The sequence below is a fragment of the Flavobacterium sp. WC2421 genome, assembly GCF_040822115.1.
Taxonomy (GTDB): Bacteria; Bacteroidota; Bacteroidia; order Flavobacteriales; family Flavobacteriaceae; genus Flavobacterium.
Window position 1 is genome coordinate 2397897 of sequence record NZ_CP162004.1, and the last position, 25274, is coordinate 2423170.

Annotated in this window: 17 protein-coding genes; 4 read left to right on the top strand and 13 right to left on the bottom strand. The window is 31.5% G+C overall.

The genetic code is table 11. The features are described from left to right. The first annotated feature begins 544 nt into the window (after positions 1–544). From AB3G33_RS10385 to AB3G33_RS10400, 4 genes are read left to right on the top strand one after another with little or no spacing between them, the layout of a single operon-like run. Positions 545–1300 (top strand): hypothetical protein, encoded by a 756-nt coding sequence (locus AB3G33_RS10385; RefSeq protein WP_367769025.1) that lies wholly within the window; start codon positions 545–547, stop codon positions 1298–1300. Between the two features lies 1 nt (position 1301). Next, positions 1302–1721, top strand: a complete 420-nt coding sequence (locus AB3G33_RS10390) for a DUF5675 family protein (RefSeq protein ID WP_367769028.1) — start codon at positions 1302–1304, stop codon at positions 1719–1721. Positions 1722–1753: 32 nt separating this feature from the next. Then, on the top strand, positions 1754–1987 hold the full coding sequence (locus tag AB3G33_RS10395) for a hypothetical protein (protein ID WP_367769031.1): 234 nt from the start codon (positions 1754–1756) through the stop codon (positions 1985–1987). After that, positions 1977–2153 (top strand): hypothetical protein, encoded by a 177-nt coding sequence (locus AB3G33_RS10400; protein WP_367769034.1) that lies wholly within the window; start codon positions 1977–1979, stop codon positions 2151–2153. Before AB3G33_RS10395 ends, AB3G33_RS10400 begins: the two co-directional genes overlap by 11 nt. 67 nt (positions 2154–2220) lie before the next feature. Here the strand turns inward: AB3G33_RS10400 and AB3G33_RS10405 are convergent, their stop codons facing one another. The 13 genes from AB3G33_RS10405 to AB3G33_RS10465 all read right to left on the bottom strand — a co-directional run bounded on the left by AB3G33_RS10405 (position 2221) and on the right by AB3G33_RS10465 (position 25273). After that, entirely contained in the window at positions 2221–4476 is a 2256-nt protein-coding gene (locus AB3G33_RS10405) for a hypothetical protein (RefSeq protein WP_367769036.1), read from the bottom strand. 34 nt (positions 4477–4510) lie between these two features. Next, positions 4511–4930 carry a hypothetical protein gene (locus AB3G33_RS10410; RefSeq protein ID WP_367769039.1) on the bottom strand — a complete coding sequence of 140 codons (420 nt, stop codon included), beginning with the start codon at positions 4928–4930 and terminating at the stop codon, positions 4511–4513. 802 nt (positions 4931–5732) lie between these two features. Further along, positions 5733–6023, bottom strand: a complete 291-nt coding sequence (locus AB3G33_RS10415) for a helix-turn-helix domain-containing protein (protein ID WP_367769042.1) — start codon at positions 6021–6023, stop codon at positions 5733–5735. Between the two features lie 55 nt (positions 6024–6078). Next, positions 6079–6330, bottom strand: coding sequence for a helix-turn-helix domain-containing protein (locus tag AB3G33_RS10420; RefSeq protein WP_367769045.1), 252 nt, complete (start codon positions 6328–6330; stop codon positions 6079–6081). A 127-nt stretch (positions 6331–6457) separates the two neighbouring features. Beyond that, positions 6458–7600 carry a hypothetical protein gene (locus AB3G33_RS10425; protein WP_367769047.1) on the bottom strand — a complete coding sequence of 381 codons (1143 nt, stop codon included), beginning with the start codon at positions 7598–7600 and terminating at the stop codon, positions 6458–6460. A gap of 273 nt (positions 7601–7873) precedes the next feature. Beyond that, positions 7874–8299, bottom strand: coding sequence for a hypothetical protein (locus AB3G33_RS10430; protein ID WP_367769050.1), 426 nt, complete (start codon positions 8297–8299; stop codon positions 7874–7876). Between the two features lie 2 nt (positions 8300–8301). Continuing rightward, positions 8302–8724 (bottom strand): multiprotein-bridging factor 1 family protein, encoded by a 423-nt coding sequence (locus AB3G33_RS10435; protein WP_367769052.1) that lies wholly within the window; start codon positions 8722–8724, stop codon positions 8302–8304. Next, a complete protein-coding gene (locus AB3G33_RS10440; RefSeq protein WP_367769054.1) occupies positions 8714–9214 on the bottom strand; it encodes a hypothetical protein in 501 nt (166 codons plus the stop codon). Before AB3G33_RS10440 ends, AB3G33_RS10435 begins: the two co-directional genes overlap by 11 nt. Before the next feature lie 342 nt (positions 9215–9556). Further along, entirely contained in the window at positions 9557–10126 is a 570-nt protein-coding gene (locus AB3G33_RS10445) for a hypothetical protein (RefSeq protein ID WP_367769056.1), read from the bottom strand. A gap of 117 nt (positions 10127–10243) precedes the next feature. Then, positions 10244–12337: a UvrD-helicase domain-containing protein gene (locus AB3G33_RS10450; RefSeq protein WP_367769059.1), complete on the bottom strand. Its 2094-nt coding sequence runs from the start codon at positions 12335–12337 to the stop codon at positions 10244–10246. Further along, positions 12334–18657 carry a DEAD/DEAH box helicase gene (locus AB3G33_RS10455; RefSeq protein ID WP_367769061.1) on the bottom strand — a complete coding sequence of 2108 codons (6324 nt, stop codon included), beginning with the start codon at positions 18655–18657 and terminating at the stop codon, positions 12334–12336. The genes AB3G33_RS10450 and AB3G33_RS10455 overlap by 4 nt, the downstream gene beginning before the upstream one ends. A gap of 103 nt (positions 18658–18760) precedes the next feature. After that, entirely contained in the window at positions 18761–23449 is a 4689-nt protein-coding gene (locus AB3G33_RS10460) for a DUF3883 domain-containing protein (RefSeq protein ID WP_367769064.1), read from the bottom strand. Positions 23450–23476: 27 nt separating this feature from the next. Then, on the bottom strand, positions 23477–25273 hold the full coding sequence (locus AB3G33_RS10465) for an AAA domain-containing protein (protein ID WP_367769066.1): 1797 nt from the start codon (positions 25271–25273) through the stop codon (positions 23477–23479). Position 25274 lies beyond the last annotated feature (1 nt).

Below are 25274 nucleotides of genomic sequence, written 5' to 3' on the forward strand. Positions count from 1 at the left end.
ACGGGTAGCATACTATTTATTGAACTGGTTAAGTTCAAATTTCGAACACCTAAAACATAATTTTTATCCAATTATCAATGGTTCAACCTTTTCATATTTCAGGCTGGTGTATTGGCAGAACTCTTCTATGCTTACAAACTCATTTACGTGCTTATTAAGCTCCATTCTTATCTTTAGCATTAATCTCACACTTTGACGATAACTCTTTCCGGTAATGCGTTGTATGTCCTTTGGGTAGATACACAACCTCTTTTTTTCGATTTTCATACTCTATCTATAGCTTTGACTAGGCTTTGAGTGGCGTTATAGTGCTACTCAAGTAACTCTTTGCAGGTTATAAAATTAGTGAATATTACCTTTCCTTTTTGAGGGACATTTATGTTTATAAATGCCATTTATACCACTGTAGGACATATGGAACAGTAGCTTGTTTTAAATGATTAGTTTAAGTTTAATCTTTGTTCCGAATTCAATCGAAAGGTGTTGCAACAGGATGATGATTGAGGAAATTTGAAACATTTATTAATTTAAAATTGTAGAAATTATGGCAAGGCAAAAAGGCATAATTAAGTTGAAAGGTACTATCGGAGATATTACTTTTTACAAAACACAGGACGGGCATTTGGCTCGTGAAAAAGGCGGAATTGACGCCAGCAGAATCAAAAATGATCCTGCATTCCAAAGAACACGTGAAAACGGTTCCGAGTTTGGTAGAGCAGGTAAGGCCGGGAAGATTTTGAGAACTTCCTTGAGAGCTTTGCTCATCAATACTGCCGATGGCAGAATGGTGAGTAGATTGACCCAGAAAATGGTTGAGGTGATCCAGGCTGATGTAACCAGCGTGAGAGGGTTACGAAATGTAATTGATGGTGAAGCGGAATTGCTTTCCGGCTTTGAATTCAACATCAGAGGAAAACTGGGCACCAGTTTATTTGCTCCATTTGTGGGAGCAATTGACCGTGCGACAGGCGAAATTACAGTTGATCTGGCGGAATTTATTCCTGCTAATATGATTGCGGCGCCATCGGGAAGCACTCATTACAAAATCATTTCGGCTGGTGCTGAGATTGATTTTGAAGCAGAAACCTTTATTGAATCCCATTCGGAAACTGCAATTTTACCTTGGGATAATATTCCAACGGTAGCGATCAGTCACACGAATATGGTTACACCAGCGAGTGTCAAACCGTTATTTTTGGCTTTGGGATTGGAGTTTTACCAAGAGGTCAACGGACAAATGTACGCATTGAAAAATGGGGCATACAATCCATTGGCATTGGTTCAGGTGAGCGGATTGTAGGATGGTCCTGGTGTTGAAACGGACGTATTTTCCGGAGGGAACGCAAGGGGTTTTGGAATGGAACGGCACAATAGTTTGTTATACCATCGAGTTGCCCTGGTTGGGAAACCAAAGGCGTATTTCTTGCATTCCCGAGGGAGAATATATCTTGCAGAGGCGATTTAGCCCAAAATTCAAATGGCACTTGCATTTGATGAATGTTCCGGGTCGAGATTTGATATTAATCCATCCCGCCAATGACGCCAAAAAAGAGTTATTGGGCTGCATTGCTCCTGTAACCAAACACACCGGAATAGGTAAGGGGAGCTCCTCCCGAAAAGCGTTGGAAAAGCTGAAAACAATAGTTTGTGCAGCTTTTGATCGAAATGAGGAAGTTAAAATAAGTATTCTTGATTCCCGTTTCCCGCCTTCGCGGGAATGACAAACGGGAATGACAATTAAAAAAGAGATAGTATGAAAATAGTAGAAAGAATAAAAGAACCAATCCCAAAGTTTTTCAAGATTTTGAGAAGTATTGGTTTGGTTTTGATGGCCATCAGTGGAGCAGTTGTGGCTGCGCCCATTGTTTTGCCCGTAACGGTGGTAACTATTGCTGGTTATATAGCGGTGGCAGGTGGAGTTATCTCAGCGGTTAGTCAAATGACTGTTGTTGAAGAGAACCTAAATAAGCCTAGAGATGGAGACTAATATTTCTCTCCGAGCAGGAACCGCATCTGGAACTTTTTTGAGCATTATGCCCAATATTCTTTCGGAAGATATTGCAAAAACAATTATCTTAGCGGTCGTAGGAGCCACTGCCAGTTTTATGGTTTCGCTCCTTTTAAAATGGTTGACAAAATCTAAAAATAAATAGTCCGGTTATGATTGGTAACCTTTTCCGGACTAACTAAGAAAGCCAAATCGTGAGATCTGGCTTTTTTTTATGAATTAAAAGGTTTTACATCATCAATTTTACTTTCTTTTCTTTTCTCATCATATGAATCTTTTACATAGATTTGGTTCATTTTTATTCCTTTTTTCCATTTAAATAATATCTTAAACATAATAGCTTGTAAAACAGATTTTGTTAAATTTTCATTATTAGAGTTTTTATCTTTCTCTAGTTCCGTTCGTAATTTTGTGTTTTTGTTTAAATCTGAAACGGTTGCGTAAATATTGAATTCCGTGTTAATTCTCTCCAATTCGTATAATTCTACAATTTCATTGTTTAACTCAATATAATCTACAAATGGCATATCTTCTTTATTTAATATAAATATTGAATTACTTAGTCCATAAGATCTTCCGGAATAATATCTTATTTCTACATCGTTAAATTTTTCTCTTGAAAGATTTTCAATCTTTAGGTTTTCTATATAATATTCAATGTTGATAAATCCAAATACAACAATCAAATTAATATCTGAATTTAACTTCATTTTTGAAATTGCAGTAAAAACGTTTTCTTGTTCAAATACAAATTTTGTTGTTGCTTTTGAGTTAAAAATTTGAAAATAACCATCGGAAATTTTTTTTGAAATACTTTCCGCAATGAAAGTATGGAAATTTAAATGATCGATGCCAACATCTAAAAAAGTATTTTTGCTAGTTATATCACTCAAACCTTGAATGTTGAATATATCAATTTCTTCTTCAACAGGTAATTCACCTTTGTTGCTTATTTCTTTGTATTGTGAAAATATACTTTCTAGAATATAATTTGAACTTTCATAGAATAGTTGAACTTTTTCTGTTACCGGCTCATTCGCTTGTTCTTGAACACTATAATCTTCTATTATTTTTTCTTCGAATTGTATCGCTTTTTCTTGATAAATTATTTTTTCTTCATTGAAGCTAAATGTTTTTAAAATATCATCGTCCATTTTTAGTACGATATCAATATAATTTTTAAAGTATTTAATATTTTCTGCCCAAAGTCTTTTTTCCGCAAGATTATTTGGTAAATTATATAATTCTAACGGATCATAATTCATATAATGACTTGTGATATTTAACTGTCTAATAAATAATAAACTCAAATATTTACAAATCCACTCTTTTATTTCTCTATCTGCATTCAAACCTTCTAATCCGGGAAAATAATATTTATGAGTTATCCAAGGATATTCTCTATCATAAGGGTCATAAAACTTCATAAATGATTGATAGATTTCTATCATTTGTTTTGGCAAAAGCACATAGTCTGGAGGAATACTTGTGGTGTAGTTAAAAATCTTTTTAAGTAGATCAAATTTTTGTTTGAATAATAATAAACCTCCTAATGCAATATGAAACTCAAAAAAACTATCTCTCAAAGTATTTCTTTCATCAATTTCAATCTGATTTATGATAATATATTTTCCATCTTCAAATTCATATTCGGGTGAAATATAGTCAAAATTGAATTTGTAAAATTGATGTGAATTTTTCCAAAAATCAAAAATTAAATCGTCTTTATCTTTATTGGCCATTAAAACTAGATTTAACCATAACCATCTGTAACTTTCTTCACTAATCTTCGTTGTATTTGAATATTCCCCTAATATCCAAATACCACTAACTGCTCTATGTTCTATAACGTGTAAAACATTTTTATCAGTATTTACGATCTTTTCAATTGTATTATAAATCATTAAGTAAAACTTATCTGGAAAAATTAGTGCTTGTTTATCGCTATACTTTTCTCGATATTTTTGAAAAATATCGTAAAAATAATTTGACAACTGTTTTGAAGCATTTACATCTTGATTTTGAATTGACCAGTATAATAAATCAGCTAGGCATTCAAATGTTTCAAAATTATTGTCTTCAATTACTTTATTCTTATATTTTGATAAATATTTTATTAATGCTGAAGTTCGATAAAAAGTTTGAACTTTTAGAACTAGCCGGATAAAGTTAATTATCAGAAGAACTGTCAATATGAAAATAATTATTAAAGCAGAATTCTCGAAAAGAATATTAATATTATTAGTTTTACATTTAAAAATAGGAGGTAATTTTAATAGATAAATTCCAATAAATATTAGAACTAAAATTAAATTTGGTAGAAAAACTTTTTTTTCAAGTTTATTATCAAACAAATTCAAAATTGCTTCAGAAGAATATTTGTCATTTGAGGTGATTTGAATGATAATGGGATAGGCTATACCCAGTAATGCTGATACAATGGTAATACATACACTGAAAGTGTCCATAGGAATAATTTTTTATAAAAATAGTGATAATATTTTATTTACAATAACGTTGTAAAATCACTCTTCTCATTTCGTTTATGAGTAGGATGTTTTTATGCAATTGATTTTCTTTTTGTTCCAGCAACCTCAGAGCCTGCGCTTGTCTTTGGTGCAGCTCGTGTTCTTGCATCATTTCGTTGACTTTAGAATCAAAATCTTTCTTGAAATCATTGATTCGCAAAAATGGAATTACGGACCCGATTAAAAATTGGTGCCAGAAGTTGGATTTCCATAGGCTATAGGCAAGCCAGTAGACTGTTTCGGCATCTTTTTCGTCGGGACATAGGATAACAAAGCTGTTGGTAAAAGGTTCTTTTTGAGGTTTTCCGGAATTCATTCCTTTGTTAAGGATAAAGATTTGGTTTCCCTTATAGGCAGTGTCTTTTTGGTGGGTCTTGATGATGAAATTTGGCATAGTGCTGTCGGTTTAAAAATTCGACTTAATTTTTTTGAAAAGAAAAAAGAGAAAAAAAGAAAGCCATATAATCAGCAGAAATGACGAACGGGAATGGAGGAAGGCACGACCGACTGGAAGTGAGGAATGGATGCTAAATTTGCTGGATTTTTTTCTCTTTCTTTTCAAGAAAATGTACTATAGTTGTCGTGGATGATTTTAACACCCCCAAGCACCACAGAAAAAAGATAATTGTAGCGATAGCGGAAATTATTGTTTTTTCGAGGAGCGCAGAGGCGGTGTTGCGGCAATCGAACCGCCACCACAGACACGGGAACGAGCATAGGAACGGAGCGAGAGAAGTGGATGTGAGCGTGAAACGGCGGGGAAAAAATATAAGTCAGCCTTTGGCGTACCTTGATTTAGGGCAAAGTGAAGTTTTTACTGAACGGAGCCAACCCCGATGGCTGTGCGAAAGAGCAACCGCTGAAAAAACTGAGGGCGGCAGACATAATACGGCTGGAATGCAGTGAAACGAATGAGAGAGCTTTTAGCGGAATGAAATGGAGCGTTAAGCGAACGAATGACTGTAACGGAATGAAGCGGTATTGTGGATGCATAAGCCCGACCGAACGCAGGAAGAGAACGTGTGAAGATGAGGAACGAACAGCGGAAAAAATAAGGTTGCCTATTTTTTGGCTGCCTTATTTTTTTGTGCTGTGAAGTGTCTGTGGAACGGAGGAAGGCACGACCGACTGGAACAGCCGAACGGAACAAAGGGAACGACCGAAGAGAGACCGCTTGATTGCCCGTGATGTTATGATTATTGGTTAGTTTTTTTTAGAATTAACATACTCTTTAGTATATCATCTTTTTTATAATACCGTCTAGCACCAATACCATAACAAGTAATTTTTCCTTTATTAGTCCAACTCCAAAGTGTACTGCTGTCAATTTTTAGAAATTCGCAGGTTTCTGATCTGGTTAACAAGATGTCCGATGATTTAATTTCCAGATTCTTTTTAAAATCCATAAATTCTTCTTTTATAACTTCTTTGATTAATTGCTTTAGTTCATCTGGTGAAATACAGGATAGTAAAATTTGTTTTTCCATTTTGAATGATTTTAAAATTAATAAAAATACAATTGAAGTTTTGGATTCCCTTTTTTTAATTTATACGAGTTAAACTTTTCAACACTTCCTCTTTTTTATAAAACACCCTATTGCCAATGCCGTAACTTTTTAGCTTACCACTTTTTGTATGCTTCCAAAGAGAAGAAAAGTTTATTTTGAGTAATTCGCAGGCTTCTTTTCTTGAAAGTAGCGTTTCTGATTCATTCTTTGGATGAGAATTGAGTTTTTCAATCGCAATTTCAATTCGCTCCAATTTTTCTAAAATAAGTTCAAAAGGATTTTCCATTTTTAGTATAAAAATAATAAAGGATAGTATAATAATTTTGCTTGAAGACTATTAAATCCAAACAATATGGAGCTCGAGGAAGCTTTGTGATGTTCTAGAATTATACAACACCAGAAGTATTTTTTTTCTATCTGTAATAACAGTTTGTTTTCTTAGGATTAACTATTTCATCTAGATCATTGTTTTCTAATAATTCATCCTTTTTCATAATTAAGGGGTCATACCAATCGATTTTGTCTTTTGCCCATTTTAACCAGTTGTTAAATTCTTCTGTGATTGAATTGTTGGTTTTCGATTTTTTTTCGAGACTATTGATATAATTTCTAAGTTTTATGGATTTATCAAATCTTTCGGAAGCGGATAGCAGGTTTTTAAACTTAGTTAATTCTAATTGTTTTCTTCGTAATAGATCCTCCTTAATTTTTTCTTCTTGCTGTTTTTTTATTCTCTCAATTCTTGATTGTTCTTGCCATTCTAATTCTTTTTGAGCCGCTAATTCCATATGTGCAACTATTTTGGCTAACTGTTGTTCCAGTTTTAAAGGGCCATCTTTCCATTCTTTGCAATTCCATCTTATTTCAATTTTTAAAACATAAATTCCAGTAAAAAGATAGGTTGGGCTTTCAAATTGCTTTTTAGCCGGTATTCGTTTTCTCACCTCCCTCAAATGGAAGGGAAATTCAACATCGTTTATCATACAAATTTGCCCCCAGTTATTTTTATCACTTTTGAAAATATGTCCTCTATATTTTAATAGTTTAATAAATACATCCATCAGCCGTAAAGCCCTATCTCTATTGTCATAATCAACATTTATATTTAATCGATCTTCTCTTTTAATTTTATCCCAATTCCTTTTTTCAACATTCTTTAAATATTCATTTGTTTGTGTTATTAAAATATCTGGGTTCGTGAGTTTGTCAGATACCAATAAAGGGGCTTTTTTGTCACTTTCAATTTGTTTTGTTAGATCGTCAAGAGATGATTTATCGGAATTAATTGTAGTGTCTTTTTCTCTTAATATTAATTTTATGGATTTTTCACTGGAAAGCTCAGGAAGTTTTATACGATTATAGGGTTTATTGAATTTTAATTTACTCCAATAATCCTTTTGTGGTATTGGAATATGATTGTTTTTGCAAAACTTTTTGAGTTCATCAAAGCTTATAACATATTTCTTTGATAAAGAACTTAACGATTCTGTCCATACAAGGTCGTAAAGTTGTTGGCGTGTTAATGTTATCGTTTCCATTTTATTTTTTTTATTCAAATTGATTTTTAACAACTAAAATTACTATTTGAAAAGGAAAAATAAAAATAGTACTTCATAAAATTTATGATAGAGCAGTCGAATGATTTTCGATGTTATCATATTGGGTTAAGATTATGAGATTGCTTTGAAAGTTTTTTCATTTCGGTCAAAGTTAAAATCGGGCGAGGCAATTGTAAGGAGATTAATTTATATACGGTGGCCATTTGTAATAAAAAAAATCTCTAAAGACTAAAGACTTTAGAGATTAATTGATTTTAATAAATGAATCTACTATTTATTTATATTAAATGATTTTGGATCTATAATAGGCAAAAATGCATTATGTAAATAGGTTCCTTTAAATGTAGAAAACATAATACCGCGAATCGTTGAAATTGAAATTGAGTTTATTGCAATTATGATGTCAGTTGGCAATTTTACTTCATTGTCTATTACAAAACTTGGTAAGTTTTCAAATTCAAATATTAAACTCGCAGAGAGCCCACCTAAAATAGTTTTATTATTATTCTCCTCAATAAATATTTCAACAATTGGTTTAATAGCAATCACATTTTCATTTAGGTTAACTAAATGTTCTATATTAATATTAAATTTAAATATAGTATCATTTGTTATTGAATCACTAACTACTGATAAACTTGACTGTGAAAGTTCAATATTTTTTAATCTAAAACTAATATTTTTTTGTTCTTCCATTATTAAACTGTTAATGAATACGAATTAGTATAATCAGGTTTTGAAAAGTCAAACAAGCTTAAAAAATTAAAATTGATTTTAGATTCTTTAGTAGATACTACTTCCAAATGTAAATTCTTTAAAGCAATAGTTTCATTTATTTCTGAATCTACTAATTTAATAGGCAATTCACTTTCTAACAATAAAAGAGTGTCGGTAGTAAAATTATGTGTACCGCTCAGCCATTTACTTATTTCTGAATTGTTTTTATTTATTTTTTTTGCAAATTGAGATTTATTTAAACCTGTGGTCCTTATGGCTTCTGCAATTTTAATTGCCAATCTCATTTTGCCTTCTGTAATATCAAGTTCTTCTTTTGAAATGTTTGATAAAATACTTTCTACAATAGGGCTATTGTATACTCTTGCTTTTTTGTTAGTTTTCATAATCGTCAAAATTAAAGGTTAAATCTCCTTCAAAATCTTTAAAATCGGGTTTAGTAATATCTTTGTCTTTGAGTCTTTGTGTAATTTCTTTTGAAAGATCTCTTAAAAAGTAATTTTCTGTTTCTAGTTTTTTATCTTGTTGTAAAGCTCTTATCGTTTTAGGTTTAAATCCACCGCCACCTAAAATTACAATATCGTTACCATATCTTATACAATATAATCTTAACTTAGAATTAGGGTCATCATATAGTGCACAAACACCATCTCCCGGAGCACCTTCATTTATTTTAAAAAAATGTTCTCTTGCACCTGTTTTTTTTCCTATGGTATGAAGTCTTTGAACGATATTATTTATTTCAAGCTTATACTCTGTGGTATTCTCTTCAATGAATTTGTCAAATAGTGTTTTATTTTCATCAACAATTAATACAGAATAGATGGAAGTTTGTTCTCCACTAAAATTACCAAGTTTTACTAATTCACATTCCATATTTCATTGAGGGTACAAATATATGCATTTATTTCACTTATAAGTGAAATATTAACATAATGTTCTAATTTGTGTTTAATTGAATTGTTTATTAATCATTTTTCTATTGTATAATTTATATGTGCTCTAACATTTATAACAGAATATGACATTTACAAAACTAATCTATTAAGATATCTTTTTAGAGTAAATCTCTTTAACTTATCAAAATAAATAATATAATAAATGTGAATATATTTACATTTATTATAGATACCAGATAAAAGAATTGATTTTTATTTTATCGTTTTAGGTAATTAAAAGTGTTCAATTAAATTATGATGTAGCTCCAGTTTTATATAACTATTTGACATCTATTTTTTTTTGCACCAGTTCCTCAATTTCTTTGATTTTTACTCCATAAACTTTTAATATATCCGAAGTATTTTTGATATTCACTTTCAAATTTCTCTTTGCAACATAAATTTGATGTTCCAATTTGTTAAACCCTATTTCTTCTGGCGTGAACCCTTTATTTTCTAATTGCAATAAATGTAAATCAGAGTAATTAATAGGTAAATTGATGCTTCTCAAAATACTGTCGTTCTCAAAAAAAGTAGATTGTGCCCTTACTGAAGTTACTCCCAATTTGATTGCATCATCAAGAATAATACATTCTACTTCTAATTTATTCCAAGTGTTTATTATATCCCTAAAATAAAATAAGCCTAATGTAGCTTTTGCTGTGCTTTTTGTTTCGCATTTTACTTCTAAGCTTACTCCTGGAATGACTAATGTTAATAAACCATCTGTAATAGTTAATTCCAATTCAGTATATCTATTCCATTTTGAAATAGGACCAAGCGCTTTAGTGATTTTTTTGATTTCAAGTAAAAGCTTTGATTTTTTTATTTTGAAGCTGGCTTGGTTCATACTATTGATTATTTATGTTTAAATTAAATGTATGCATAAATCATTACCATTGGCTAGGTCTTAGATGAAAGAATATTTTTTTATAGTATAGGTTCATTATTACTAGTTTTAATATAATTAAATATTTATTAATTCCGATTTTATCCCTGTTCCGGCTATTTTCAAAACGCTTATTGCCCTTGTCATCGCAACATATAAAAGTGATTTCTCGCTGTTTAAATAGTCTTCCTTTTCTTGTTGTTCCATGGTGTCCATTTTTTGGATCATTAGTGGTACTGTTCTGTTGTTTACGTCACAAAGTATTACCGCCTTAAATTCTAATCCCTTTAGACCATGGAATGTTGATAGTATAATTCCTGAATTACTGTTTCCTACTGCTGCATTATCAGTAAAAGGAATTTTACTTTTATGTAATGCTGTTTTTACCTCTTTTAAAGCCTCTTTTGTTCTAAAAGCCAATACTATATCGTTCAACTTAAAGCCTTTTTCTTTTAACTCACCAATATGATTAATGATAGCATTAATTTCATCGGATTTGGTTTTATATACCTCATAGGTTGGTTGTTCTCCATGAAATAAGGATAAATAACCATTTAACTTTTCAGTTTCTCCATCAAAATCATCATAGTTTATACCTTTAACTGCGGTCACCGCTAGACGTTTTATCTCTTCTGAAGTTCTATAATTTATTTTTAATTGTTTGCTACGGTTTCCTCTAATAGAAATACCTGCAGCTGTGAAATTTATTTTACGTGCATAAATTTTTTGATACGGATCTCCTACCAAAAACAAATCATTAGCTTTTTCTTCTACTAATGCTCTTAGAAATCGAAGCTCGATATTAGATAAATCCTGAACTTCATCAGTAATTACGTTTTTGAACGGTCTTTCAGTAGCTGATTTTAAGTGGTTTGTTACCAAATTAAATAATTCAGCTCTGTCAACATAACTCTCCTTTTTCTTTTTGTGAATGTACTTTTCAACTAATTCCCAAACCTCCATTTTTATTTTTCTGGAAATTGGTTTACCGCGACCTATTCTGCTTACTTTTAGGTAATCTTCCAAGTTTTTAATATCATTAAACAAGATTACGTTTTGATACTCTTTCGTTAGGAATAAGGTGTCAAATTCGGTTAAATTTTGTTCGAGGAAATCATCCCAAAGGTCATAACTTGATTTTGAATTATAGAAATCTAATATTCTAACATTTTTATCAACCAGATTATATTCTTTTGCTAAATCTCTGACTAATGTATCAATATTGGTTATTACTATTTTACTTTTATCTATAGATAATTTATCAGCTAGAAGCGTTAAGTTTTGCGTTAGTGCATTTGTGAAAGTTGTGAATAAAACTTTTCTGTCATCACTATCAATTAGGATTGAAGTTAGTTTTTTTAATCTGTGAAGGGCAACTACAGTTTTTCCTGTACCAGCACCACCAGTTACTCTTACTGATCCTTTAAAATCAGGTTCCACTAATTTACGTTGTGAAGGGTGCAGGTATATTTGCCATTTGCTTAAATCTCCATTAATGATTTCGGACATTAAGTCGTCATCAACTTCAACAAAATTTCTCTTGTTATTAATGCTGTTCGCTTTTGCCTCTATTTCTTCGGCAATAGATTTTCCTTCATTAATTTCAGCAATTAAAAGTTCAATATTAAGTCCTTCCGTTATGTAGAATAGATTTTCAAAAGCGTCATTAGGAATGTATTTTTCACTATCCCCTAATTCATTTAAATCTTTTAAACTGCGAACCAAAATTAATGTTTGCGATGGTACCCCAATATGTAGTAACTGTTCGTCTGAATAGCCATCAAATAAGTGCGGTGTTTTTATTGAATCGTGTACTTTTTGTTTTACAATATTTGTTTCTGGAGCCGTAAATATTTGGGCAGAATCGGTGTTGTCATTCCAATAAAAGACTTTGTTTTTTGCCCAGTCCATCGCTTCATCATGATTGTCAACCCAAAGTAAATAGTAGTTATCTCCTGTTTCTGGAGCTTTTACAATCGCTCTGTATTTATCATCAATTCTTGCTGTTCTTAATTGCTGGTCCTTGAAAGTTGAAATTGCTTCAAAATTAATTGCACTCGACTTCGAGTTTTCTCTAAATTTTCTTTGAAATTCAAGGACCTTTTTTTGTACGGGTTTTGGTAATGCAAATAATTGCTCCATACATTTATCGTGAATAAAAAGCTTCATCATATTATTTCGCTTATTTTAAATTCATTACTATTTATTTCTTTGTAACCAGCTGCTTTAAATACTTTTCTATCCTCATTAGAAAGCGGTTGAATTACTATTTTTTGATTTTCAAATCCAAACATAGCTTCAGCATAGATACCTTCATATTCTATAAAAAAACCTCCTTCTTCATTAAATGGAATATTGTTGTCAATCAATTGTTTTACAATTTCGTGCAAGTCCTCTTCGTGGTATTTTAAGCAATCATATTTACCAATCTGATCTATCGGATTAATTGATTGTATTACCTCGTCGTTAGTTTCGTTAACGAGTATACAATCTTGCTGAATTAAATTATAAAGTTGCCAAAACTTCTCCCAGTTTTCTTTTTCGAGATTTTCTTGCAACTCAGTAACACTAAATGCACCTTTGATTTTTAGATCATTTAATCTAATACCAAAAACTAAACTTGCAAAATCATAATTTAAGTGATGATCTGGAAGGTTATAGAAATTTCCTTGGTTTTTATTTGCAGCCTGAATTGTTTGATCAATTATAACTGATGGCTTATTTAAAATGGCATTTAGTTCATTTTCTTCAGTTGATGGAGTAGCAAATGTGGTTTGTTGTACTTCTAGAACTAAAGCTATTTTTTGTTTTGTAAACTGTTCTTCCAATGGATTAGCAAGTAACCAGCATAATCGTTCCATTGAGTTCTTGGTTAACATAAAATCACTATTGTATTTACTCCAGTAGGGTATTCTTTTGTAAATGTCAATTGTAGTATTATACTTTGTACTATCAACCGATAAAGTATCTCTTTTGAATTGTTTCGAAAGCGGATCATTTACTTTTTCGATAGCATCGAATTTTTCTATATCTGACCATGAAAGCGACCATGTAATTTTATCTCCAGATTCTACTATTGCATTTCGTTTTTGCAAATCATTATAAAAACGGCAATTTTCTTTTGTGGCGTGGTAGGTATATCCATCGAGATAGACCGCAATATTCTTTACACTAGAAACTTTTTCTTCACTCAAAGAAACGCCATCTTTTTCAACACATGTCAAAGAAATATAAAAATCAGAACGTGTTTTGTATTTTACTCCTTCAGCTGGTCCTAATTCAAATTGTGGTCTTATGACATAGTAGAAACTATAATCTCCATTAACTACTTTTAATTTATAATTTATAATAGCATCCTCTATATAGTTTTCTAGTATAAAACCTTGTTCTTGACTTTTTACACAGTAATTCCTTAAACTTCTGATAAATCGTTCTTCAAGTTCGCTTTCTTCAATTTGCCCATTACCGGATAATGAACCTAAACCAGTTGTGTAGGGTTCCCAACCACTTGAATTATCCACTATTTTTTTGAATAATAATTCAGCATTATTCCTACTTAAGTCATTTTGAATAAATTGATTGGAGTAGGTGTAAATACAACGATAGCAGCCATCTTTCCCCTTGTGTTGGCAACTGCATTGCTTGATTGCGTCGTAAGCCTTTTTAATTACTTCCGTAAATTCTGAAGGATTGAAAAGCTTTTCTAAATACCCAGTACCTCCTGGAATATTGTCTAGAATAACAAGATATTTATCAAAACGGCTGTTTTGTTTATTGAATTCTGAATAGTTTACAATATTGAGATGTTGCGGATTTCCTTTGTAATATTTTTTTAAACCTAATTCTAAACCTGCTTTAAACATATTTACTTGCGCTTCACTTTCTAGATCCTGGACAGGGAGTAATACTTTTAAAGCTTCTGTATTCATCTCTCTAAACAGGAAAACTTCCTCAAAAACATCATCCGTTTTGCCTTGGTAGTCAGAGTCTTTATGTTTGCAGTATCCATAATGGAATTTGAAGTTTCTATCAAATTTTATTTTGTGAGGGGTTGAGCTGCTTTTTCCACAATGTTTGCAGGTCACAAACCCATGATTCGGAATCTCTTCTTGTTGATTTATGGTAATTTTATTTGCATCCGTCACTGATGATAGGCCTAAATTAATTTCTGTAACTTTTACATTTTTAACATATTCAATACCAAATGGAATATTTTTCATCCCCCAAGCCCCTTGGAAAGAGTTGTAGTCAAAATTAATATGTTTCGATAATTTATAGCGGATCACATCTCTGTCATCACTACTATCATCTAAAGAGGCATTTTCTCTTGTATTGACTGATTTCACCCCACTAATTTTCACGAAAATATGTTGGTTTTTCGCAGAAGACCAAGAGTTATCGCCGCATTTGGGGCAATTAGTTTCCGTTGCAGTGGCATTTTCAGCAATATGGTCACAATTGGAACAAAAGCGTTTTTTTACCAATACTCCAGGGTCTTTCCAGTCGAAGGTATTTAATCCTGAAATGGCTAATTTATAACCCTGGGAATAAAATAAATTATCAGGTGCTAATTCTCTGATAGCTACATTTGATGACCTGATTATCTCGAACTGTTTATTCGTAGGCAAACTATTACTAGCTTTAGCACTGTTTGCATTCACCCAAGCGTTTAGTGTTACACCAGTTTCAGGAAATGCATAGTTAGGCAATAAGCCAACATTAGTCATGTGCTCCAGAATAGCACGTTTTTCAATAATTTTACGTAATCCAGCTAATGCTTTTTTATCTCCTTCTAAAAGCTTTCTTTCTTCGTCGGTTTCGGGTAAATTATTTTTTTTGATGATTTCATCAATTTCTTTTCTCTTCTTTTGAATACTGATTAGTTCTTCTTTTACTTTTTTGAATACACTTTTTATCCTTTCGTAAAACGTATCTTCTGCTAAAAAAGATTTTAGATTTTCCAATACTTTGCTATCTTCATTGATATCAGGTTTGTAAAAGTCGATAAATCGATTCACTAAAGCCTGTTCATTCGATTTGATGTATGAAATAATTCTGTTGATAATAAATTCAGATGTTGTTAGATCCGCATTTGAAAGTCGCAATGCTATAATTTTACCAGGAATGGTATTGTTTATAGGATCTGTAGATGCCCAATTGTCGAGGCAAAATGCTAAAAAGTGTCTATATAAAATTTCTTTTGCTTCAAGATAACAGCCTGGTGTCGCTATTTCACCTTCCATCATATCTGAAGGTTCCTCAAAATAGAAAAGATCGTGTGCTTTACTTTGTGCAAATGTAACAATCATAGCCGTTCCAGAAGACCTTCCAGCACGCCCAACTCTTTGTAGAAAATTAGATGTCATCGGTGGTACAGCATTGTTTATTGCGGTATTTAATGTTCCTATATCAATACCCATCTCTAATGTTGAAGTAGCAACAATGGCGTTTAAAGAGTTGAAATTAGGTCGCTCTTTGAAATCAATTTCTTTGTTTTCACGGTCTTTTCTTTCCAAAATTCCAGTGTGTTCTGCAGCATAGATTCTAGGAGAACGATTACGGTTGTATACTAACTGGTAATAATTTGGTTTTTGTTTTGTGTCTGGCTCATATACCCCTTTAGCACAGGTGTAATCTAAGCATTTGGTACCTTTCGTTGTAGTGTCTGATGCAGCCACATTTAAAAAAGAACCACAGTCAATACATAAGTGTTTTTGAACTTTATTTTCAATAATGATGGCATTGGTAAGTATCGTGTAGTTGTTATTACCATCCAATTCTATTTTATCCATTATTTTAGCCTCTACTAAGCATCCCAGTAATTTGGTATAGAACTCGTTAGTAATAGCTTGATAATCTGATGCCGTATGGAACGATTTTCTGAAATAACTTCTGTACCAATTATTGGTGTTGGTAAAAGTAGTGTCAATAATTTCACCAGATTGTTTATTTGCTGATATGACTTTAGGAAACCTAGATCTTTTGCCAAACATTTTATTTAGGAAATGTCTAGGATCTTTTATCCAATTAAGTTCATAACTAGTTAATCTGCCTGTTCTGGATTTGTTTAAATATTCGTGATTTATACCACCACGTATTCGAATACGATGTAAAATTCCATTAATGAATGGCAATAAGTCTTCTTCGGTTATGGTTAATAAATTATTTTGACTTAGCCAGTCTTGCATTAATGGAAAAATTAATTGTATTTTTTCTTCATCAAATTTCACAGCCGAAGCTCCCGATTTTTCAAGTGTTCGCCCAATAATGGCATTGTATCCATATTCTGCAACGATTTCCCAACGCATACGTTCATCAAACTCTTTTTTAAAATCTTCTGTGAACTGGCTACCTATCCTATAGTCTTTATCAATATCTGCCTTATTTTTATAGTCTTCTGGAAAAAAGCGATAGTAATAAGCTAAATCGTTATTTTCATTTGTTTCATCTGAATTTTTCTTCCAATAGCTAATAAATTCTTTTTGAAGGTCCTCTAAAGTAATCGGTTTATTGAGTTCATTAATCACTTTTTGAAGAGATGAACGAAAAGTGAAACGATAGTTTCTTGCTTCCACGAAACCCGCTTGGTGTGCCGCGTCTTGAACGCTATTGGTAAATGCCAGGATTTTACGGTACTTATCTATTCGAGGGTCAAGATCTGATGACAGTACTTGGCTTACTGTAATCGATGATAGTGTGGCTATCTTGGTACCAATAATACTCAGGGTGTTTTCAGAATTGCATTCTGGACAAAAATGTTTTGAATAGTTGTTGTTTATTTTTCTAACAGCTTGAATTTTAAAGGCATTTATTCCCTCTTTTTCTTGAAGTTGTAATGTTTTTGATCCTACATAATCGTTTATAGTATTAGTTGGTTCATATTCATCAATGTGTTTGTGATTAGTTGTATTGATGAAATAGATGTTTTTATGGTTTCCAAAAAAGTTTTCATACACTTTTAGGATGTCTAAATCAAATTGATTTTTATTATCATCTTTATTACCTATCCAACCGCTAGAACCACAATCTCTGCAGAAATAAGCTGGTAATGCACTAGGATCATTTTCACCTGCAACCTTGTCTTTCCAAGTAAATTTTGGAGTTTCCGTTGTTTCTCTGAGGACACCGCTAAGTTCTCGTATCCATATTTGTATTTGAATGAATAACAGCGGAAATTTTTTTTCTTTTCCTATTTTAGCTTCACTGATTAAAGCCACAATAGAATTGATAACTTCTTCACGCGGATTTAACTCGTTTGCTTCATCCCATTCGGCGAGGGTTTTGAATTCAGCATTTGCATCTGATAGGTCGTATAATAATTGACTTAATGATTTAATATTTGTACTCGTTAAAGCGATTAAATCTTTTACAATTTTTAATTTTTTAAGTTCTTTTCCCAGTGTAACAGCATCGATAGATTCGGGTAATTGCCATAATCTTTTTTGACGATTGATGTAGTTTTCGTAAGTTTCATTTTCTTGTAATCTACTTTCTAGTAACGCAATTTGACGCGGTATAAATATTTCAAGTTTGTCGGCTGTTACTTCAAAGAAATCATCGACTGTAACTCTGTTTTCTGTAATAATTGCTTCTTCTTTAAACTCTTCCCCAAATACTTTCTCGGCATATTCGCAAAGTAGTCTTTTGGAGTCGTCACCTGATCCAATTGTTGCCGATGTTCCTACAGCGCATATTTGACCTTTAGCTATGTTTAGTTTTAGCTTTAATCGTCTTATTAAGTTGGCCACATCTGTTCCTTGCGCCCCATCGTAAGTATGTAATTCATCCAATACCAAGAATTGCAATAGGGAAGGGTCTTCCAAGTTATAACTCCAAAGGTTATGGAATTTTGCACGCATTAAAGCATAATCCAACATTTTAAAGTTAGTTAATAAAATATCCGGTGGACTATCCAAGATACTATCCCGGTTTTCGATGATATGGTCTTTTCCCATGCTAGTGGGGTATTTAGCCTTGTCTTTTCCTTCTCCAATAAATAAGCCTGCAGTTATTTTTCCTTTTAGCAATGGGTCACTATATATAGCTTCTGCCAGACGTTTCGCCTGATCCGTTGCTAAGGCATTCATTGGATATAAAATGACCACTTTTATACCTGGACGGTGATTATTTTTATGACAAAAATCAAGTATTGGATATAAAAAACATTCCGTTTTACCAGATGAAGTTCCAGTTGTAATTAATGTTGATTTTGGGATGTTATCATTTATTGTATTTAGTCTTTGGAAGGACTTGTATTGATGGTCGTAGGGCGGAAAATTGGGTTTTATGTCTAATGGAATTATATCCTCACTATTAGCCGTAACGAAAGGTAATTTTATGGATACATAAGGGCCCTTGAAAATTCCTTCTTCTTCCTGAGTAATAAAATCATAAAATGCTTTGTGCACCACTTTGTCCTTAAAACTAAATGTCGCTTTAAGGTATTCCAGAATGGAGTGTTTTACTTCGTAGGCTTGTTGTAATGGTAACATAGCTAAAGGTTAGTTTTAGATGGGTTAGGTAAATGCCAGTTAAATACAAATATGGGGAAAAATATAATTTTTTGGTTCATCCTTTTTTGAGTTATTCGATTCCTTATACTATTTCTTGTACTATTTCTTTGTCACAATCATTTATGACATCTTCAATTTTAACCTCAGATTTACGATTAGTTTTTGGTGTATTATAAAACACCTCATAATCAAGAGGTCGAATAGAAGCACTATTTCTTAAAGCATTGAATTCTGCTAATCTAGTTTCGTTTAAGAAAAAATCCTCAACAAAATTTATATTTAAACCATTCACTAATGCCAAATGGTAGTTTTGTTTATTTTCAATACCAACAGCTACTTCATTCGCACTTATTATAAAACTATGTCCTGAAGAGCTAGATTTTACTTCCAGGTATTTCCAATGTTCATCAGTTTTATTTTTTTTATAACTAATGTCGAAACCTTTACTATCATCTAATTTTAAACTATTGTCTTCGGAGTTTCCGGATATCCATCTAATTTCTCCCTCTGGATATAATTCTCGTAATTTATCACGAACTAATTTTTCAGCTCTTTTTCCTGCTTTCTTGTTTTGTAATTCCTTTTTTTGAGAATGTGTCCCACCTTTTTTATTGCCCAAGCCTATATTAGCTTTGTTTGCAGGAGCATTACCCATACCAATAGAAGTTATTATTGCAACTACTGATTCCATTGTAACTGGTTCGGCATTAGCATTTTCGTTCGTTTCCGTTTCTTGTTTAATTAGTTCAGCAAATTTAGTTTTTAACACTTCTTCATGTCCTTCAAAAAACAGTAAACTTTTGAGATCAGAATTTAACTCTTCAGTATTAATATTATTTTGGGATAGTATTTCTTGGTATTTATACTCCAAGTTGATATCGGCTAATTTTTCTTTTTGAATACTAATGTTAAATTCTGATGACAAATTATTGATTAATATCTCGTCATAATCTACTACATTAGTCCAGCTATGCTGTTCTGCTAATTTTTCGATTAGCCCTTGCCTTTTTTGTAAATAAAGATTTCTTTTATTTTCAAATGTTACTTGTTCTTCTATTGGTTTAACTGAAAGTTCTAACCAGCAAGCTTTATTCCAATATATTTCTAAATCTATGGCTGTTTGTTTAAATCTTTCTAAGTGATAATTCTTTAATGCAGGAAAACCATCAAGCCTGGTTTTGATTACGGTTAGTGAAATATTTTGTGAAGTGCAGATGTCATTAATGAAATTAAATGATTGTTGGTTATTGAATGTGTCGAAATTCACTGCATTATAATAATCAGGTAATTCATAATCTAATGCTAAAGTAATAATGCTTTGTAGTTGATAAGTATTTGAAATTATCTCTGGGAAATTATTGATTTTTCCTTCTGTTATAGCTTTCCAAAAAAGCATTTCATTTTTTGATAATCCCAATAGTTGGCATGCTTCCTCATATTTATCTAAAAGCATTTTTGTTTCAATTAGATACTTGGTATCTTTCAAGTGTTCTTTATCCTTGAAAATAGCTCTAAAGTCATCTTTATTTTCATTTACTTCAAACAATACACACAAAATTTCAGAAAATGCTTCACAGAATGCCGGCGTATCTTTTAATTGTTCCAGATTTAGATTTGAATCTGCACCAATATAAAAAACATGTTTATCATTATTTATAAATTCATTAGGAAGTAACGCCTTAGAATCACTACCATTAATTGTATAATCTAGTGACGAAACAATTTTGATTGAACAATTTTTGATTGCATTTACAGCGGTATTAGTTAATTCTATGATCTTAATATTATTTAAGCGATAGGTTATTAAATAGGGTTTAATTTTATCGAACCAAGCATTGAATTCTTCTACTTTTGTATGGTATAAAATATTTTTTTCTTGTATTTCGATATTAATGTCTTTAAACGTTTTAATACCAAAATATTCAGCCAATTGTTTTTCACCGCTTCGTTTAGGAAAATCAAATATCCAGAAATCTTCGATGATTTTAGAAGGTAGCGTTGTATTGTCGCTGTAATAAACTTCTTGTGTAGGTTTGTATTCTCTTTTATCGTTTTTTACTGCTAGTAAATGCGTTTGTTTTTTTAATAATTGATAATCTATTTCTTTATTGTTTCTAAAATAGCTAAATGCTTGTTGGTATACTTTACGTGCATTTTTGGACTCAATATTTTTTGCTTTTAAACTGTCCAGAAGCATATACACTGCTTCATTAGTTAGATCGTTAAAGGACATTTTTGCTCCTAACTTTTTTAGCGTATCCATGACGGTAGTGTCAGCTATACCCAATTCTACAAATGTTGAATGTTTTGGATTAACTGATTTTAAACCTAAAAAGTCGGCATACTCAAAATCCACAAATACATTTTCAAATACTTTAGCTTTAGTTATTTGATAAAGAAAGTAGGAAGGTTTTGAAACAATTGGTCGTGTTATGTTACCATAAGAATAGGTGAATGTTTCATTATTGATTTCATAATCTATTTTAGCAAGTAGTTTTTTATCTAGTATTATCCAAGCTATTACTTTTTCAAGATTCATTTTTTTTGAGATTAAATCATCAAAAAAATCAACTTGTTCTACTTCATATTTTATTGTGGTATAAAATTCTGGTGCTCCAATTTTTATTAAAACGAATTTAGAAAAAGCATCAAAACCACCCCATTGATTAACTGTTTGTATGTTTTTTTTAAGTTTAGAATATTTAATTACACCTAACCATAAAAAAAAACTATCCAAGTAATCTGCACTTTGATGTTCAATATCTAAATTCCAAAATTCATTTCCAATAAGGTAATTATTATCTTCAAAAATACCTTCGAATAAGTTTTCAGTTATTTTACCATATTGGTATTCATTACCCAAAAAAACATCTGAACATAACACTAAATTACCATTTCTATTTATAACTTGAATGTTGTCTACGGTTGTCTTTTCACCGTCTTTTTTTTGTTTGAATATTTGGAATAATGAATTGATAAATGGTTTTACCAATTCTTGCGCATTAGATGCATCCTCTTCAACTTTATTATTAAATGCTCGAGTAATATTTCTAACGACATCGGTTATATCATTCGAACCAAAATTTACAATAGTAGAAATAATTTTCTTTAAAGCCCTAGATTTATGTTCGGTAGGATTAGCTCTACCTTTTTCAATTTCATCATTAAATGCATTTTCTAATTTAGAATAAAAAGCAGCATCAATAAATGCAATTTTTACATAATCCTGAATTTGGTATGAGTCTGTGTCTGCTTTTTTTAGGATATAGGTTTCAAAATCACTAGAAACAGGTTTTTCTTTATCGTCTAATAAAAGGGGTAAATAATAACCGTGAAGATCTTTAAATGTATCTGCAGTCAAAAGCTTAATTAATTTAACCCTTTCGTCAATGCTCACTATTTTGTGTGTAACGATTTCGAATATTGATTTCCATTCTTCCAGTGTATATTTAGAAGTAATTTTGTACTTTATTGCTGTTCTATTTGAATGAACAGGCAATAATAAATCTGGAAAATATATTTCTAGTTTATTTTCTATAACCCATTCAGAAAAATCATTCCCATAAAATTTCACCTCATTTATTTTTTTGTAAAACCCATTAACTGTAGGGTAAATAGCTAATTCGGATTTGGCACTTTCAATATTTTGAAAAAAAGCGTCTAATAGCAAGTTTTCACTTTTTCCATCTACTGTTAAGAAGTCTAAGGCTCTCCAATCGGGATTGTCTTTGTTTACAATTTCGGTACTGGCAATTTCCTTAAGTGATTCTGCAATTTGAATTAATATATAGTCATTGTCATCACTTTTGTTTAAATGATTACGAGATGGATCTAAGTCGAATGTGGCGTGGATTAAATACGGTAAATGCGTTGCCACCTGGGTTGGGAAATACGTTGCAAAGCGCGTTTCTTTATCACTTAAATCGTTTTGCCAAGCAATTTTGTATTTATAAAATTTTTCTAAGTTGTTGGGTAAATTTAGCTCTCCACTATCAAAAAGGTTCCAGGTGATATAATTAACGGTTAATGTTCTATCTACTTTGTCTCTTGAAGGTGTAAGGACTAATTCTTTGTCAATAGAACCAGCACCAGCAATTTGGATATTGGTTGTATGATTAAGAAACAGTAACACCTCAGGAGTAATGGTTTTTAGTTGTTCGAGAATTTTACCTTCTTCGTCTTTTTTGTATTTAAGTTCTACAATTGTTTCCCAAACTTGAGTTTCAATATTTTCTTTAAAATCGGGTATAGCTAACACTGCAAATGGTACATCACCTATAGGTAAATCTTTTTCATTCTCAATGATTTGCTTACGTGCGTTACTATCAGGAATTAATTGTTCGAATTGTTTTCTAGCAATTTCTTTAGAAAACTCTAAAACACATTCTTTGGTTTTGATTTTAACAACTTCAACCCAATTTAATATAGAACGAAATCCTAACCCTTTGTTACCTATAAAATCTCTTTTGTTTTTTGGACTATTATTGGCCAACATTAAAGAACCTAATCCTTTTATGTCAAAAGGAATTCCATTATTCGCAATAGTTAAAATGGTGTTTTCTGTATCTAAATGTAAAAGCACTTTATCTGTTTGGGCATCATCGGCATTTTGTAACATTTCCAATAATTGACGACCATTATAAGCTTCTGTCAATCCTTTTTCACCACGATAATCACTAGTTATTCTGCTTGGGCTTTTATACGTGTTGTAATTTTCATCAATTAATTGTTTGATGTTTATGATATTTAAATCTAAATTAGTTTTAATCATTTCTATGTAATATATATTATTTGATGGTTAAGCAATAATGTCCTTTGATAATCTTTTTACAAACACTTCCTTAAACCTTACACTCACATCATTACAGCTTTTAATAAACTGTTTTGTTTCTATTGAAGCAGCACTAGCTAGATCAATGTGCTCATAGGTAATTATCAAAGTTCCTTTTGTAGCGCGGCTTGTCGCTACATTAAATAGGTTCTCATTTAAGTCGAAAGGAGGGAGATTAAGGGGTAAATATAAAATGGTTAAATCGGAAGTTAATCCCTGAATTTTGTGCACGGTGCTTATCGTAATATTCTTGTAATCATGCGAAAGTTTACTGTATTGTGTATACAAACTTGATTCAACATCCTTATAAGGTGTTAAGACTGCAATTTCAAATTTAGGATTGTTTTCCAAGATCTCTTTTGATAATTGACAAATGAAATTTAGCAACTCTTTTTCTGTAAAACCAGATTTGGAAGTTGATAGTTTAGCAATAGTTACTCCACCGTTATTGTGAAATAGGGAATTATACATTGATTTAAAATCAGTTTTACCTTCTATATCTGAAATGCTTTCAAGAATATTATTATAATACATACCAGTTAATCTTGAAGCGTCAGATGTTAATCTTCTTGTTTTAGTTAAACGATATGAAAGTTCACTGTTATTAAAAGCATAGGTTTGAAGCCCATTAATGACCCCTTCAATTTTAGGATGTATTAATTTTGCATCTTCTGTTTTTTTTGCAATTGGTGTAAGCTGTTTATGGTCACCAATTATTATTACTTTTGATGCTATAGTGCTAAACATGCCAATTGTTGCTAAAAAAGCCTGTGATGCTTCTTCAATTATCATTAAGTCAAATCGCTCACCATCTTCTATTAGTTTCGCTTGTTTTTGTGCTAATTTATAATAAGTAGATAAAAGAAGTTCTCCTCGATGTGGTAAAAACGATTCTGCTTTTCGGAGCTTGGGTATTTCTTTTTGTTCATCTCCTGTTAGGTTAGTCTTGTATACTTTACCATAATTTAGGGGGCTGTATAAACCGTTTTTTGATGCAATCTCCATTAAAGCTTTATTGGTTAGGGCCGTTATGCAAATTGATTTACCTTTATTTAGGTAATAATCGCATAGTTCGGCAGCTAAATAGGATTTACCCGTACCAGGAGGACCTTGTATTAATGTTGTTTTCTGTTTGTCAACTAATTTAATGACTTGTGATGTAATGTTATTTGCATTGTCCAGATTCGTTGGTTGCCACATTTCCTCACAAACCGCTAAATTTAAGTTTAGTATCTCATCTTCGTCCTTCGTTGCCACATACTCCTTCAACTTGATTAAATAATCAACCGGAGGGTCTGTTTCTGCGATTACAATCAATGGATGTATTTTATTATTTAAATATTTTTCTTTTATGATATTTAACAAACCCACTTCGAAACCTGAAACAATAATGTAGGACCAGTTTTCTTCTGTTTTCCAATAAGAAACAGTATAAATATCTGCGTTAATACCGGAGTAATATCGTGGTTGCATTGACTCTCGAAAAGTTTTATAAGAGTAGTTCCATAACAGGGGATTTGGAGAAGAGTCTGCTCCTACAAGTCCTAAGAAGTAAGGTTGCTTTATTCGTGGAACCTGGCCTTCTTTAAACCGTAATATAATATTACCTTGATTTTCTTGAATACCCCAAATTCTTCCAATGAATACTCTTTTTTCTTGTATGAGATTATTCATTGCTGTATCAGCATATCTGCGCCATTCATCTTCTTCGGCTTTGATTTGCTGTTCATAGAACTTGATATGTTTTTCTTGTGAAATTTTCATT